General features: G+C 61.8%; 15 protein-coding genes. 10 read left to right on the top strand and 5 right to left on the bottom strand.

The genetic code is table 11. The features are described 5' to 3' along the window. Positions 1–14 precede the first annotated feature (14 nt). The 4 genes from VN004_RS00350 (at position 15) to VN004_RS00335 (ending at position 3,557) form a co-directional block, all read left to right on the top strand. A complete protein-coding gene (locus tag VN004_RS00350; protein ID WP_325606117.1) occupies positions 15–1,181 on the top strand; it encodes a glycosyltransferase family 1 protein in 1,167 nt (388 codons plus the stop codon). Then, positions 1,171–2,295 carry a glycosyltransferase gene (locus tag VN004_RS00345; protein WP_325606116.1) on the top strand — a complete coding sequence of 375 codons (1,125 nt, stop codon included), beginning with the start codon at positions 1,171–1,173 and terminating at the stop codon, positions 2,293–2,295. The genes VN004_RS00350 and VN004_RS00345 overlap by 11 nt, the downstream gene beginning before the upstream one ends. A gap of 72 nt (positions 2,296–2,367) precedes the next feature. Next, positions 2,368–2,646: a hypothetical protein gene (locus tag VN004_RS00340; RefSeq protein ID WP_325606115.1), complete on the top strand. Its 279-nt coding sequence runs from the start codon at positions 2,368–2,370 to the stop codon at positions 2,644–2,646. 128 nt (positions 2,647–2,774) lie between these two features. Further along, on the top strand, positions 2,775–3,557 hold the full coding sequence (locus VN004_RS00335) for a WecB/TagA/CpsF family glycosyltransferase (RefSeq protein WP_325606114.1): 783 nt from the start codon (positions 2,775–2,777) through the stop codon (positions 3,555–3,557). A gap of 16 nt (positions 3,558–3,573) precedes the next feature. Here VN004_RS00335 and VN004_RS00330 read toward each other — a convergent pair whose 3' ends face one another. The 3 genes from VN004_RS00330 to VN004_RS00320 all read right to left on the bottom strand — a co-directional run bounded on the left by VN004_RS00330 (position 3,574) and on the right by VN004_RS00320 (position 5,560). Continuing rightward, positions 3,574–4,227, bottom strand: coding sequence for a PIG-L deacetylase family protein (locus VN004_RS00330; RefSeq protein WP_325606113.1), 654 nt, complete (start codon positions 4,225–4,227; stop codon positions 3,574–3,576). 63 nt (positions 4,228–4,290) lie between these two features. Continuing rightward, complete coding sequence (locus VN004_RS00325; protein WP_325606112.1) at positions 4,291–5,100, bottom strand: sugar phosphate nucleotidyltransferase; 810 nt, start codon at positions 5,098–5,100, stop codon at positions 4,291–4,293. An 82-nt stretch (positions 5,101–5,182) separates the two neighbouring features. Continuing rightward, on the bottom strand, positions 5,183–5,560 hold the full coding sequence (locus VN004_RS00320; RefSeq protein WP_325606149.1) for a hypothetical protein: 378 nt from the start codon (positions 5,558–5,560) through the stop codon (positions 5,183–5,185). Between VN004_RS00320 and rfbC the strand changes: the two genes are divergently transcribed. Beyond that, positions 5,453–6,031, top strand: a complete 579-nt coding sequence (rfbC, locus tag VN004_RS00315) for a dTDP-4-dehydrorhamnose 3,5-epimerase (protein ID WP_325606111.1) — start codon at positions 5,453–5,455, stop codon at positions 6,029–6,031. The two genes, VN004_RS00320 and rfbC, sit on opposite strands and share 108 nt — an antisense overlap. A 33-nt stretch (positions 6,032–6,064) precedes the next feature. Here the strand turns inward: rfbC and VN004_RS00310 are convergent, their stop codons facing one another. Continuing rightward, complete coding sequence (locus VN004_RS00310; protein WP_325606110.1) at positions 6,065–7,153, bottom strand: NAD(P)-dependent oxidoreductase; 1,089 nt, start codon at positions 7,151–7,153, stop codon at positions 6,065–6,067. Between the two features lie 368 nt (positions 7,154–7,521). Between VN004_RS00310 and VN004_RS00305 the strand changes: the two genes are divergently transcribed. The 5 genes from VN004_RS00305 (at position 7,522) to VN004_RS00285 (ending at position 13,584) form a co-directional block, all read left to right on the top strand. Beyond that, the gene (locus VN004_RS00305) at positions 7,522–8,910 is read left to right on the top strand and encodes a VpsF family polysaccharide biosynthesis protein (protein WP_325606109.1); all 1,389 of its coding nucleotides are present in this window, start codon (positions 7,522–7,524) and stop codon (positions 8,908–8,910) included. Continuing rightward, positions 8,907–9,959, top strand: coding sequence for a glycosyltransferase family 2 protein (locus VN004_RS00300; protein WP_325606108.1), 1,053 nt, complete (start codon positions 8,907–8,909; stop codon positions 9,957–9,959). Before VN004_RS00305 ends, VN004_RS00300 begins: the two co-directional genes overlap by 4 nt. Continuing rightward, a complete protein-coding gene (locus VN004_RS00295) occupies positions 9,952–10,962 on the top strand; it encodes a glycosyltransferase (protein WP_325606107.1) in 1,011 nt (336 codons plus the stop codon). The genes VN004_RS00300 and VN004_RS00295 overlap by 8 nt, the downstream gene beginning before the upstream one ends. Next, positions 10,959–12,443 carry a lipopolysaccharide biosynthesis protein gene (locus tag VN004_RS00290; protein ID WP_325606106.1) on the top strand — a complete coding sequence of 495 codons (1,485 nt, stop codon included), beginning with the start codon at positions 10,959–10,961 and terminating at the stop codon, positions 12,441–12,443. The genes VN004_RS00295 and VN004_RS00290 overlap by 4 nt, the downstream gene beginning before the upstream one ends. 64 nt (positions 12,444–12,507) lie before the next feature. Then, the gene (locus tag VN004_RS00285; RefSeq protein ID WP_325606105.1) at positions 12,508–13,584 is read left to right on the top strand and encodes a hypothetical protein; all 1,077 of its coding nucleotides are present in this window, start codon (positions 12,508–12,510) and stop codon (positions 13,582–13,584) included. Positions 13,585–13,621: 37 nt separating this feature from the next. Here VN004_RS00285 and VN004_RS00280 read toward each other — a convergent pair. After that, positions 13,622–14,617, bottom strand: a 996-nt coding sequence (locus VN004_RS00280; protein ID WP_325606104.1) for an endo-1,4-beta-xylanase, incomplete at its 5' end; no start/stop codon positions are given.

The raw sequence follows: 14,617 nt of genomic DNA, 5'->3' as shown, positions 1-14,617 counted from the left end.
GAAAGAAGCCGGCCATGAGCGGGACCATCCTCGTCAATCATCTGCTCGAGCCCCCGAACATGATCTCGGGGATCTCGCGCTATCTGTTCGCGCTGCTTGAGGAGCTGGCGAAGTCGCAGCGCTATCGCTACGTGCTTGCCACCACCTGGTCCGCCGAACAGCTCCCGCCCGCGCTGCGGGCTCTGCCGGTCGAAATCCGCACCCTTCCGTTTCAGCCGAAGACTCCGGTCAATGTCGTGAATCAGCTCGCGACAGTGTCGCGGCTCATGCGCGAGACCGGGGCGATCCTCGAATTTAATTGCAATCCGGTGGGCTGCTTTCTCGGCGGCTGGCCGCGCGTCATCACCGTCCACGACATCTATATGGACACGATGCCGCTGTCCTATCCGTGGCGGCACCGGATGTGGTGGAAGCTGCTTTTTCCGCTGGCCCTGCGCGGAGCCTCCGCCGTGGTCTGCGTCTCTCAAAGCACGCGGCGGGAAGTCGCGCAGCGTTACGCCTTCGCCAAGGACAAGCTCGTAGTCGTGCACGAGGCGCCGATTCTGGCGGGCGATGCGGGTGACGCCGGGGCGTGCGATGCCGGCTTCGAGACGCCGTACGGGCTCTATGTAGGCAACGTGTCGCCGAACAAGAATGTCGCGGTTCTGGTGGAGGCGCTCAAGCTCCTTAAGGCTGAAGGCGACGCGCCGATTATCTATCATGTCGGCCGCGACTCCGCCGGTTTGCTGGCGGAGGCGGAGCGGCGCCACGCGTCCGAAGGACTCATCCGCAAGGCGGGCGTCCTCTCGGATCGGGCGCTGGCGGCGGCGTATCGGGGCGCCACCTGCTTCATTAACACATCGCTGAATGAAGGCTTCTGCCTCCCCGTCGTCGAGGCGCAGTCGCTCGGCGCGCCGGTCATTTGCGCGGATATCCCTGTACTGCGTGAGGTCGCGGGCGAGGGCGCGTTGTTCTTCCCGCCGGACGATCCGGCGGCGTTGGCGCGCCAGATCAAGGCGATGTTCGCCGATCAAGCGCTGCAGCAGCGGATGGCGCAGGCGAGCCGCGACAATGTCGCACGCTTTTCCTGGCAACGGGCGGCGCGCGAAACCGAAGATGTATTCGGCGCCGTGCTGGCCAGCCGCACGCGCCCGCAGCCCCTGCGTCAGTGCGAAGAAGTCGGAGCGCTCAGTGACCGATAGGCTGATCCCCGCGGAGGCCCGCCTTCGCATCGACCACACGCATATGCGGCGCCGTGCCACCGGCATCGAGCGCATCACCCGCGAATTGTTCAGCGCGCCGGTTCTGGCGCCGCTGCCGGTCGAGACGGTTCAGGCCTCGGCGGGGCGTTTGGGCGTGGTGCTGGGGCAAAACATCACGCTGCCTTTTGAAGCGCTGCGTCACCGGAAGGACGTGTTCGTGTTTCCCGGTTTTGCGCCGTCGCCCTTGATCTCGATGACGTGCCGCGATCGCACCGTCATGTATGTGCACGACGTCTTCCTCCTGACGCGCAAGGACGAACTCAATCTCGCGGGCCGGTTCTATTTCGCGCCTATTTTCGCGAAGGCGCTGCGGTCGTTGCGCTATTTCCTCGTCAATTCGGAATACACGGCGTCGTCGCTGCTGCCCTATTGCCGGCCGGATGCGCAGATCATGTTGTGCCGGCCGACCGTGCGGAATGTCTTCGGGCTGAGCGCCGGTGACCGGGCTGTGCGCGATCCTGCGCCCCGTGCGCTGACCGTCAGTGCGATCGGTACGATCGAGCCGCGCAAGAATTTCCGTGCCGCGGCCGCGATCTGTCAGGCCCTGGCCGAGCGGCTGAACATTCCCGTCCAGCTGAATATTGTCGGACGGAAAGGGTGGGGGCCCGATGCCGATTGGCTCTCGCAGCAACCCCATGTGAAGCTTCTCGGGCCGTTGCCCGACGGTGAGGTCCGCACCGCGATCGAGGCGAGCGATCTCTTCATCTGCTCCTCGCGCGACGAAGGGCTCGGCCTTCCGCTGCTCGAAGCGCAATATGCCGGGCTGCCGGTGATCGCACCGGACATGCCGGTGTTCCGTGAGGTGCTTGGCGGGTCGGGGTGCCTCGTCGATATCGAGAACCCGGCATTTGCGGCGGGGAGGGTCTCCGCTCTCCTGGCATCGGGAGACTGGCGCAGCCGCCAGGCAGAAGCGGCGCTCGCCAACGTCAAGCGGTGGAATACACTCGCCGCGTCCGACCATTCTCATGTGCGCGGCTTCCTGCTGGACCTGCTCGCACGCGGCGCCGAACGCGCCGAGCATCGCGCGAGTCCGATCCGGTCCCGCGCCGCTTGAAACCGTCATCCCGTTAGGATTTCGTTAACCATACTTTCGCAGGCTGCACTGGCATCCGCGAGGGCGATTCAGATGAAGTCCGTCATTCTTGCTGCAATGGTCCTCTTCGCAACGGCGACGTTTGCGCAAGCCCAGAGCACGATCACGCCGGCGCGGATCAATTCCCGGGTCGACTCGCTGAAATACAATTCCAACCCGAGCACACTCGGTCCGAACGACAGGGTTTCCCAATACGGATTGAGCCATCGGACGGATTCGCGCGTTCGTTCGCGGGTGGATTCGTACAATTACAACACCAACCAGAGCCTGTTCCGCGTCGTCGATCCGCGCCTGAACGTGCAGCGGTTCTGATCGGTAAAATCCGATCTTAGGCTTAACACGCCAAATCGCCCCCATCTTGATCCGGGCGTCTTAGATATCGTTCACAGCAGACGGGATTGTATGTCCGCCGCCTGTCTGAGCTGAATGGGAACGGATCGATGCGTGTGCGTGAGGGTCTCGTTGAAATCGACGGGCAGGTGGTCACGACCCGAAGCCTGTCCGATTCAGTTTCGGCGATCGTGCGTCGCCTGCGGGAGATGCGGTCGTTTCTGGTCTGTACGCTGAACCTCGATCATCTGGTGAAGCTGCGAAGGGATCCGCGATTTCGCGACGCCTATGCCAAGGCCGAGGTCGTGACCCCGGACGGCTTTCCCATCGTCACCTTCGCGCGGATGGAAGGCGTTGTTCTGGAACGCACGACCGGCGCGGACCTGATCGTGCCGCTCTGCCGCGAGGCGGCGGCGCACGGTTATCCAGTGTTCCTGTTCGGCTCGACCTTCGAGGCGCTGTGTGCGGCCGGACGCAGATTGGCCGAGGACATCCCCGGTCTTCAGATTGCAGGAGTTTATGCCCCGCCGGCAAACTTCGAGATCGCATCCGACACTGCCGACGAGGCCATCGACATCATCCGCCGGTCGGGCGCGCGGATCTGCCTCGTCGCGCTTGGCGCGCCGCGGCAGGAGCTGTTTTCGGCGCGCGCCATCGATGAAACCGCGGGGATCGCGTTTCTCGGGATCGGCGCCTCGCTCGATTTCATTGCGGGGACGCAAGTCCGATGCCCGCCCTTGTTCCGCAAACTCAATCTCGAATGGGCCTGGCGCGCCGCAAGCAATCCGCGGCGCTTGCTGCCGCGCTACGCTGCCTGCGCGGCGTTGTTCGCCGAGCTTTATGCGCGATATGCGATGCGGGCCTGGTGGCGGCCTGCGCGGCATCGCTTCTGAAACGCGGCGAGGCGCGTCAGAGCAGCGTCACTTTGCGCGCGAAGAAGGCTTCGGCGAACCGCTCCGGCGCCCGGCATTCCATGCCGCGCAGCCGGGCGAGGCCCCGGAAGGTATCGGCGTCGAACCATTGCTTCGACCGCTGGGTCGCGAAATGGCGGTCTAGCAGCTCGATCTTGCGATCGAGGATGGCGGCCGGCACCGGCACGTAGAGATTGGGCTGGCCGAGATCGCCGTCCCATTTCGGAATTTCGTATTCCAGAATCAGGTGGTCGCGAAACGTGTTCCAGGTCAGCCGGCAAACCTCGCGATGATCCTGATGGGCGTCGTCCCTGCGATGCGTGAAGATCAAGTCGGGAGAAACGCGGGTCTTCAGCGTCTCGAACCACTGCTTGATGGCTTCGCCCTGTTCGGGAAAGAACCCGTCGCGAAATTGCAGCGTCTCGACGGTGCTGGCTGCGGCCCCGGTCAGGAAATCCTTGGCCGCGTTGCGCGCCTCCGCTTCACGCGGCCCTGCGGCGCTCAGCACGCACCAATGCACGTCGAGCACAAATCCGCGCGCGATCAGGCCGAGCAGCGTGCCGCCCAGTCCGATCTCGATATCGTCGGAATGAGCGCCGAGACAAAGAACGGAAAGACGATTGCCGGGAGCCGGCAGATTGAGGGACAGCATGGACTGACGTTCCGGTACCGGCAGACAAGTGCAGGATAGAGCGTTCGCGACGCGAAGGCTCTATCAGATCCGACGGACCACGTGGCGCTGGCGTTGAAGGTCGGGCTCCGGCGCCCACGGCATCTGGCCGTTCTCGACCATCTCTTCGAGGATCTGGCGGTCCCTCAGCGTGTCCATGGCGCGCCAGAAGCCTTCGTATCTGTAGGCGAGCAGATTGTTCTCCGCGATCAGGCGGTTGAACGGCTCGAGAACGAGTTCCTCACCGTCCCGGATATAGTCGAAAATCTCGCGGCGGAAGATGAAATAGCCGCCGTTAATCCAGGTCTCGGATTCGGAGTTCGAGCGCATCCGCTTGACGACGCCGCTTTCGTCGAACTCGGCGAGGTGAAAGTTGAACGGCGCGCGCACGGCGATGAAGCAGGCGATCTTGCCGCTCCGCTTGAAGTAATCGATCATCTCATCCAGCGGCGCGTCGGTAAGGCCATCGCTGTAATTGGCGAGGAACATCTCCTGATCCTCGACCTGATTGCGAACCGCGAGCAACCGCTGGCCGATATTCCGCCACACTCCGGTGTCGATCATCGTCAGACGCCAATCCGGTGGCGGCTCGCCGATGATCTCGACCTTCTTGCCGAATTGCGACACCACGCAGTTATGCGTGGCCGCCGTGTCGAGATGGAGGAAATAGTCCTTGATGACGTTCGCCTTGTAGCCGAGGCACAGCACGAAATCGCGATAGCCGTAGCGGCTGTAATATTGCATCACGTGCCACATGATCGGGTGCGAACCGACCGGGATCATCGGCTTGGGGATGCTTTCGGAATATTCGCGGATTCGGGTGCCAAGACCCCCGCAAAAGAGCACGACCTTCATTGCCTGTCCGCCTGCCTTGTCGCGCCGTACATGGTCGGCTTGCGACGTTTCTGCAGCGGCTTTGTCGCTGCGTTTTGTTGCATCAATCGTTGCGCGCAAAGGTAAGAGGAATCAAGCGTTTCGCATCCTCTGTCGCGGCTAAGTGCGTGTTAGCGTAAATAGACGAGTCGCAAAAAGCGGCGCGCACGAAGCCCGATGTTTTTAGATTGGAGCGCGCAAGCAAGTGGCAAGGGTTTCGATACGCCGCGCGTTTCGTTAACGATGCGCTTTCCGGTTTAAGGTTAACCCTTGCTTGGACGAATAGCCGACAGCGCGGCATGATAAGCAGAACCGGCATCGATGAGGGCGATCCTTGATCTTCCGTGAGACTCCCCTGAAAGGCGCCTTTGTCCTCGATCTCGAACGCCGCGAGGACGATCGCGGCTTCTTTGCGCGCACCTTCTGCCAGAGGGAGTTCCAAGCCCATGGGCTCCGGCCGGTGGTGGCGCAGGCCAACATCGCTTCGAACATCGCCGGGGGCACGATGCGCGGCATGCATTTCCAGTATCCGCCCGCCGCCGAAAGCAAGTTGGTCAGTTGCATTCGCGGGGCGCTTTACGATGTCATCGTCGATCTGCGCCCGGAGAGCCCAACCTTCCTTCAGCATTTCGGCATCGAGCTTAACGCGGAGAACCGCACCGCCCTGTATGTTCCGGAACGGTTCGCGCACGGCTATCAGACGCTGTGCGACAACACCGATGCGATCTACCTGATGGGCGATTTCTATACGCCCGGGGTGGAAGGCGGCCTGCGCTACGACGACCCTGCCCTGGATATCGGCTGGCCACTTCCGGTCACGGTGATTTCGGAGAAGGATCGCAACCTTCCCCTCTACGCGGCCTGCGAAGACGAACTGAAGCGCAGGATGAACATCGCGCTCCAGCCGGCCTGAGCGGCCGGCTGCTGCTCCGCAGTTTCGTGTCGATCAGACGGCGACAGCCGCGCGCGAGGCGCTCTCGTCGGTCGCTTCCGGCGCGAGCGGCGGCGTGGTGGCGCGAAGCTGCGAGTCCACCAATCCTTCCGCAAGCAGCTTCTTGATGTGGCTGATGCGCTGGTAGCGCGGCCCTTCGAACTCCTCGAGGGTCACGGAGGATTCGCGATACGCCTTGTAGAGCTGTTCCGCGCCCTTTTTCGCGTCCCATTGCGGCTTGAAGGCCGGCAGCTTCTGGCGGATCTTTTCGAAGCTCACGCGGTAGGAGCGCTTGTCCGGCCCGGCATCGTCGGCGAAGGCCAGCTTGCATCCCGGCACGATGCCGGCGACGATTTCCGCAAGTTCGCGGATCCGGTAATTGTGCTGGGTCTGCCCGACGTTGAACGCTTCATTGAAGACAACGTCTTCCGGCGCCTCCATCGCGGCGATGAACGCGCGCGAGATGTCCTCGACATGCACGATCGGCCGCCAGGGCGTGCCATCCGATTTCAGGTAAATCTTGCCCGTGGTAAGCGCCCAAGCTACGAGATTGTTCAGCACGATATCGAAGCGCAGGCGCGGCGACAGGCCGTAGGCGGTCGCGGGCCGCAGATAAACCGGGCAGAAGCCGTCGCCCGCCAGCCGGGAAATGTCGCGTTCCGACATGACCTTGGATTCGCCATAAGCGGTCACAGGATTGAGCGGCGCGGTCTCGTCGATCAGGTCGTCCCCGGATTGCCCGTAATTGCTGCACGAGGAGGCGAATACGAAGCGGCGGACGCCGGCATTTTTCGCGAGCTCGGCGAGCCGGACGCTCGCGACATGATTGATCTGATCTGTCAGGCCCGGTTGCAGATCGCCAAGCGGGTCGTTTGACAAGGCGGCGAGATGCAGGACGGCATCGATGCCGGCGAGATCGCCGGCCACGATGTCGCGCGTATCCTTGCGGATCGTCGGAACCGGCACGATGTCGCCGCCATGCGCGAAAGTACAACGGGAATAGAGGTCGCTGTCGAGACCGACCACCTCATGCCCCGCCTTCAGCAGCATCGGCGTGAGCACGGTGCCCACATATCCAAGATGACCGGTAAGAAGGACACGCATCATCAAACTCCTGTGCTCAGACCCGCCATCACGACAACCGGAAGGAAGGACGACATTGCGGCGAAAGGGACCGCAGCGGCCCCTGCAAGTCAACGGCGGGACCGCAACATGCCTAATGTGGGCGGGGGTACCCCGCGCGAGCGCATTGCCCGACGTGATCCGCGCAAATTTTTGCGGTGGAACAATACTGCCAAGTTTCTGTAATCAGCTCAGCCGCACATTTAGGTTAATGCGCGAAGTTGCAAGTCGCGACAATTGTCGCCGCATTTGATCGCAATGCGATGTGTTAGGTGTCCGGGCCATGAATTGCGTCAGCCAATTCCCAACCCGTGTAACCGATGCAGCTTGAGGTCCGCCCCCACGGCGATATGAGACTGCGCGCCCGGCCGCCCGTCGAGAGCGGGCGGCTTGTGGTGCTGTCGTCGGCCTTCATGTTCTGCATCGCGCTGTATTTCCTGCTCCCCGGCGACGCGCTGCCGATGTTGGGATGGCAGTATTACGGCGGTGGCGGGGAATTTCAGAAGATCCATCCGGCGACGTATCTGACGATTGTTGTCTTCTCTTTGCTCATCGCGGTGGATCGGACGTTCCGCCGCCGATGCCTCGCGCAGCTGATGAGCGATTACGCCTTCGTTGCGTTCGCGATAGCCGCGACGGCGACATCGTTCGTCGCCATCGTGGTGCGGGGTGCCTCGATTGCCAATCTCGCCGAGACATTCGCTCTGGCGTTGGTTGTCCGGCTCGCGATTGTCGCGATTCCGCGCAAGCCGATGATCCAGTTCCGTACCTTCGTCGACGTCCTGTTTTTCGTCGGCGCGGCGTCGGTGTTCTTTGAATTCGCGTTCAAGCGCTCGCTGATCTTCGAGAACCCGGTCTTCTACGATCCCAATACCGGGCAGACGATCGTGACCGAATTCCGCGCCGCTGGCATCTTCGGACATCCGCTCAGCGCCGCGGGCTTTTTCAGCCTGTATGCGATCCTGAATTTCGTCTCGACGCCGATGCGGCTGTCGTTCGGCTGCGCCACGCGCCTGTTTCTCGCGGGGCTGGCCTTCGTCGCCGTTCTGCCGACCGGAGGCCGGTCGTCGCTGCTTGCCGGCGCGCTGATCATGACCGTCTATGTCGGGGTCTCCGTACTCCGCGCGCTCGCGAAGGGATCGTTCAGCAAGGCGGGCCTGGTCTGGTTCGTGGCTCTGCTGACCTGCATGGTGTTTTCGCTTCCGGTCATGGAGCGCTTCGATGTGTTCAACGTGATGCTCGCCCGCTTCTCGCACGACGACGGCAGCACGTTGAGCCGCGAATACGCGCTGCAACTGGTCCTGAGCCAGCGGCTCGAGGACCTGTGGCTCGGCTTCGATCTGGAGTACGTCCTGAACCTGCAGCGCAGATTCCGGCTGGTCGCGATTGAGAACGCCTGGATGAATTTCGCCCTGGTTTGCGGATTGATCGTCACCATCCCGCTCTTTGTCTCCTATCTCCTGCTGCTCTTTCGGTCGAACCCACGCTATTGCACATCGGGAATCTATTACACCGCGCTTTTCCAGCTCATCCTCTCGAACGCGACCAACGATCTTTGGGCGAAAAACCCCGGATTCGCGACGACTTTGGCCATCGTTTTTTCGTTCCTGCGGAAGGACCTCGTGGTCACAGCGCCTGCCATTCGGCAGTACCGCGGATCGCAAGGCCGTCTCTCGCTGCCCGCGCTCTCCGGTGACCGGATATCGCAGGGCAGCGCCATTGGAGTGCAATCGTCATGACCGACTTTGCCGAAAGCAAACCGCTGATCACGATCGCAATCCCGACCTGCAACCGCGCGTCGCTGCTTCGCGGCTGCATCGACTCCGTGCTGTCGCAATCCTATGAGAAATTCGAGATTCTGGTCTGCGACAATGCCTCGACGGATCGGACAACCGAAATGTTGAGCGAGATCGACGACCCGCGATTGCGGGTCGTGCGGCACGAGCAAAATATCGGCCTGATGCCGAACTGGAATGCCTGCATCACCGAGGCCCGAGGTGATTTCATCGTTTTCGTTCCGGACGATGACCGGATCGCACCCTGGATGCTCGAACGCTGCACCGACCTCCTTGCGCGCGATCCCTCACTCGTCGGCGTCGTTGCGCTTAACGATCTTCATCTGCTCAAGGATGGCCGCAGACTCGGTCCGGCCCAGAGCCGCATCCTGCCGACCGGTATCCATGAGGGGTCCGACATCCTGCTCGAATATCTGAGAGGTCATCTCTCGGTTCAAATGTGCAGTCTGGTGATTAGCACCAGGCTGCTGCGGCGCATCGGCGGCTTTGCGAACGACTGGCCCTATGCTGGCGACACCGCGGCATGGAGCCGGATCATGCTGATGGGCCGTGCCGGCCTGGTCAACGAGAGCTGCGCGACTTTCGCCTGGCACGACGAAAGCGCGACATCGAAATATCCGATTTCCAATCGCCGCGACAGCGGGCGGCGTTTCATCGCGACGCTGGATACGGCGATCGACTATCACGTCGCGGACCCTGTTTTGCGGACGAACATCAAGCGCGAGGTTAGGCGCTATATCGCACGGGACATGATGGCGGCGATCACATCATGCAGGAAGAGCGGAGTGTCTCTTGCGAGGATGTTGCCCCGGATCTGGCAATGCAGGCGAGAGATCGCGCATTCGCGAATGGCCGTTGGCGCGTCGGAATTCACGAGGTTCGTCGCGATCATTCTGCTTCCGGGATTTGTCTCGGGCATCGTTGGCCGGATTGGACAGAGCTTGCGGGGGCGCGCATGCCGCGGTTCCGAGGATTATCGCCCCGATGCATAATCCTTTCATCTCCGTCGTCATCAACAACTACAATTACGCGGACTATGTCGGCGCAGCGATTGAATCCGTGCTGGCGCAGACCTGCGGCGATGTTGAGTGTATCGTTGTCGATGACGGTTCCACCGACGAGTCGCGCGCGGTCATTGGTCGCTATGACGGCATCAAGCCGGTCTTCAAGACGAATGGCGGTCAATTGTCTGCGGTGCGGGCCGGATTTGAGCAGGCGCTTGGCGAGATCGTCATCTTTCTCGATTCTGATGATTCCCTCTATCCAAAGGCCTGCAGCGAGATCGCAGCGGCCTGGCGGCCGGGACTTTCGCTGCTGCAATTCGGCCTCGACAAGAAGGACAATGCCGGCAAGCCGCTCGGGACCTATCCGAACGGCCCGTTCATCAAGTCGGATCACATCGGTTTCCTGCTGCGATACGGATATATCCCCTCGTCTCCAATGTCGGGGAACGCCTTCTCGCGCAACTATCTGGCCGAGCTGTTCGCGATGCCCGCGCCGGACGAGCGCATGGCGGCCGACGGATATCTGATTTACTGCGCGCCGGTGTTCGGCGAAGTCGCAGCACTCGAGAGAGCTCTCGGTTGCTATCGGGTCCATGGCGGAAACACCTCGCCGTCCGCGATCGTCTCGCCGCAGACCCTGCAGCGCCAGCTTCTGAACGACATCAAGTTCCGGGAGCGGCTCGCGCAAACGCTTGAGCGGCGCGGCTTCGCTCCGGATAGGCCGCTCAATTACCTCGGGCCTTACGATTTTCGTACGATCCTCCTTTTGAATCGGGGCTATCGCAATGACTCGAGCGTGCGGCACATCGGCTGCGGCTTCGCTCTGGTTCAGGCAATCCGGAAATTCCTGACCTATCCCGATATTCCGCTCGCGAAGCGTGTTCGAAACGTCGCGGGCGTTCTCGCAATTGCAGCGCTTCCTCCGGCCTTCGTGCGGCGTCTTTTGCCCGAGCAGACCCTCGGGTCTTCGGAAGCATGGAGTAGCCGATGAGCGGCGACCTGAAAGGGCGGACGCTTCGCGGTGGCCTTGCGAAACTGTGCGGGCAGGCTGCGAACTTCATCCTTCGCTTCGGCTACATCATGATTCTGGCGCGGTTGCTGAGCCCGGATGATTTCGGCCTCGTGGCGATGGTGACGGTCGTGACCGGAGTCTACGAGATCTTCACCTCCGCGGGCCTGTCGTCCGCAATGATCCAGCAGGCGACGATCTCCAGCGATCAGATATCGAAGCTGTTCTGGGCAAACCTGCTGTTCGGCGTCGTCCTCAGCATTCTTTGCGTCGCGACCGCACCGGTCCTCGTCATGTTCTTCAACGAACCGAGATTGCTGTGGGTGACGATTGCGATGGCGCCGACGTTCCTGCTCGGCGCGGCAAGCGTGCAGCACATGGCGATCCTGCAGCGCGAATTGCGTTACATCACCGTCGCTATCATTGAACTTGTCGCGCTGATTGCCAGCATTGCCGTCGGCATCGGCATGGCAATGACGGGATACGGATATTGGGCCATCGTCGGCGCTGCTCTGACCATTCAAGCGGTCACGGCGATAGGCGCCTTTGCGGTGACGCGCTGGGTGCCCGGGCGCTTCAGTTCGTCCACCGAAATTGGACCGATGCTCTGGTTCGGCGCGACGATGTGCTTCAACAGCCTCGTCGCGTATGTTGCCTACAATTTCGACAAGCTGCTGATCGGACGGGTCTGGGGCGCAGACGCTCTCGGTCTGTATGGACGCGCCTATCAGCTTATCAATATCCCGATCCTCAATCTTAACTTGTCCATAGGCGGGGTTGCATTTGCTGCCTTGTCCCGGTTGCAGCACGATCCTGAGCGCCTCAAGTCCTATTTCCTCAAAGGCTATTCGCTGGTTGTGTCGATAACGATTCCCGTTGCGATCTTTTGCGGGGTGTTCTCCCTGGAGATCGTGACGACCGTGCTCGGGTCGCAATGGATCGATGCCGCGCAGATCTTCCGTCTGCTGTCGCCGACCATTCTGATCTTCGCGGTCATCAATCCTCTGTCGTGGCTCCTGTACGCGATCGGAAAGCACCGGCGCAGCCTTCATATTGCGCTCGTCCTGATGCCGATATTGATCGGTGCATATTTCATCGGCCTTCCATACGGCCCCAATGGCGTCGCGGCAGCCTTTTCAATCGCGATGGCGCTCTGGATCGTGCCGATGGTGACCTGGTGTCTGCACGGGACGAAGATATCGCCGAAGGATCTGATCGTCGTGGTCGGCAGGCCGCTGCTGTCGGGCCTGATCGCCGCCGCGATCGCGCTCGGCGTCCAGCTTTATGTCAGCGACATCTTCAAGTTGCCGGCCATTCTGGAACTCGCCGTCGGCGGCGGCGCGATGGTCCTCGTCTACGGCGCGGTGCTGCTGTTCGCGCTCAACCAGAGGCACTTTTACCTTGATTTGATCCGCGGGTTGAAAAGCCGTCCGTCGAGTGAAAGCTATGGTCCGGCGGAGTGATTTCGCCCGGCGGATATGGAGCGACGACGTCAGCGTACATCCGGACACTGAAAGGGATGCAGTTATGCTGAAGGCAGGCGACTGGGTCGAAGTTCGAAGCAAGGACGAAATCCTGAGGTCCCTCGACAGGCGCGGCCGCCTGGACGAGCTGCCGTTCATGCCGCAGATGTTCAAATATTGCGGCCAGCGGTTCCGGGTCTTCAAAAGGGCACACAAGACCTGCGATACGGTCGATCAGACCGGGGGACGCAGCCTTCCCGATACGGTCCATCTCGATCTGCGTTGTGATGGTGCAGCTTACGGCGGATGCCAGGCCGCGTGCCTGATCTTCTGGAAGGAGGCGTGGCTCAAGCCGGTCGATGGGTCGCAATCCGCGAAGAGCGTGCCCGCGACTGTCACGAATGCGGGCTGCACCGAGGAGGATGTCTGGAACGCGGTGTGGCATCCGGGGAGCACACCGCAAGACATTCGTTACGCTTGTCAGGCGACCGAATTGCCGCGCTACACCAGGCTGCTGCCGTGGTGGGACATCCGGCAATATATCGAGGATTATCGCTCCGGGAACGTGTCGCTGCGCCAGGTTCTGTACGGCGCGATCTACGCCGCCTATTACAACGGCTCGCTCTCCTATCGCGACAAGATCGGCCTGCCGGCGCGGTGGCTGTACGATCTCGTGCAGCGTGTGCTCGGTGGCGTGCCGTTTCCGCGCAAGAAGGGAAAGCTTCCCGACGGCATGGCGGTTGCGATCGCCGATCTTCATCTGCAGCCCGGCGAACTGGTCCGGGTCAAGTCCTATCAGGAGATTCTTGCGACGCTCGACAGGGGTAACAAGAATCGCGGGTTGTTTTTCGATGCGGAGATGGTGCCGTATTGCGGACGCACCTTCCGCGTAAAGGCGAGGGTGCATAACTTCCTGAACGAGAAGACGGGCCGGATGATCTCGCTGAAGACGCCGGCGGTCATGCTGGAAAATGTCTGGTGCCAGTCGCGTTACAGCGATTGCCGGATGTTCTGCCCGCGCGCGATCTATTCGTGGTGGCGCGAGGTCTGGCTGGAACGCGTGTCCGAAGACTCGGCCAACGCCGTCGCGTCGGACGGTTGCGCGGGCGGCGGCAAGCGGCAGTTGCCGGACGCGGCCTGAGCGCCTGTGACGCGCACATCGCGCGCTACCTTGCGCTTTACTTGCCTTTCAAGGCGGCGACGATCGCTCCGTAAGCCGGCTTCGGATTCATGTCGAAGTCGAAAGGCAGGCTGCGCGGGATTCTCGCCTCGATCTTCTTGCCGGCCTGGATTTCTTCGGCCGTTGAGGTGTGCCGGTCACTCAGTTCCCAGGTCACGAGCTCGCGGACCGCGCCCGTCGAGAGAACGTCGGTCAGATAATCGCGATATATCTTCGCGACGCCACGGTCGCGCACCGCGAAGTCTTCCGGGAAGATCGTATCGTCGACATCAAGCTCGGTGATCTGGATGTCGAGCCCCATGCCCTTGATCGTGTCGAGGAATTCCAGCAACGAGTCGCGATCGTATTCGGGCTGAAATTGCGCAGACAGGTGCGACTGGATGCCGATAGCGTCAAGTGGCACGCCATCGTCGCGCAGGCGCCGGACGAGATCGAGGAAGTGAACGCGGACCTTGGACCAGGGTGAATCTGGCTTGCGTGAACGGTTCTTGGCGAACGGCGAGTCGAACCAGCGATATTCCAGGAAGGCCTCGTTCAGCACGAGCCGCCCGTGCGGATCGGCCTGCCTGGCCCGACGGAAGCTGCGCGCGATGTAGTCGCGCCCGAGCGCCGCATACCACGGTCCGCCGCGCAAGCCGCCTTCGTTCCGGCTATCGACCCAAATCGGTTCGTTTACGACGTCCCAGGAATGCACGCGGCCAGAGTACCGGCCGGCGACCTCGTCAATGTGGCGATCCAGCAGCCGCGTCATCTCGGCGGAGGACAGCCGGCGCGTCCAGTCCGGCATGTGGTCGTTCCAGATCAGCGTGTGTCCGCGCATCTTGAGCTTGTGCTCGGCCGCGAACTCGAACAGGCGATCGACCACGTTGAAATCCGCGACCTCGGACGCAGCCCGGATCGAGCCGAATTTCATGCTGTAATCGGGCGTCAGGATCGCGCATTCCCGGGCCAGGAGCTGCGCATAAGCCGGGCTTCGGTAAATGTGCTGGTCGAA

The sequence above is a fragment of the Pseudorhodoplanes sp. genome (assembly GCF_035565855.1).
Taxonomy (GTDB): Bacteria; Pseudomonadota; Alphaproteobacteria; order Rhizobiales; family Xanthobacteraceae; genus Pseudorhodoplanes.
The sequence above is the reverse complement of the archived record's forward strand: the minus strand, read 5'-3'. Positions and strand labels throughout refer to the sequence as shown.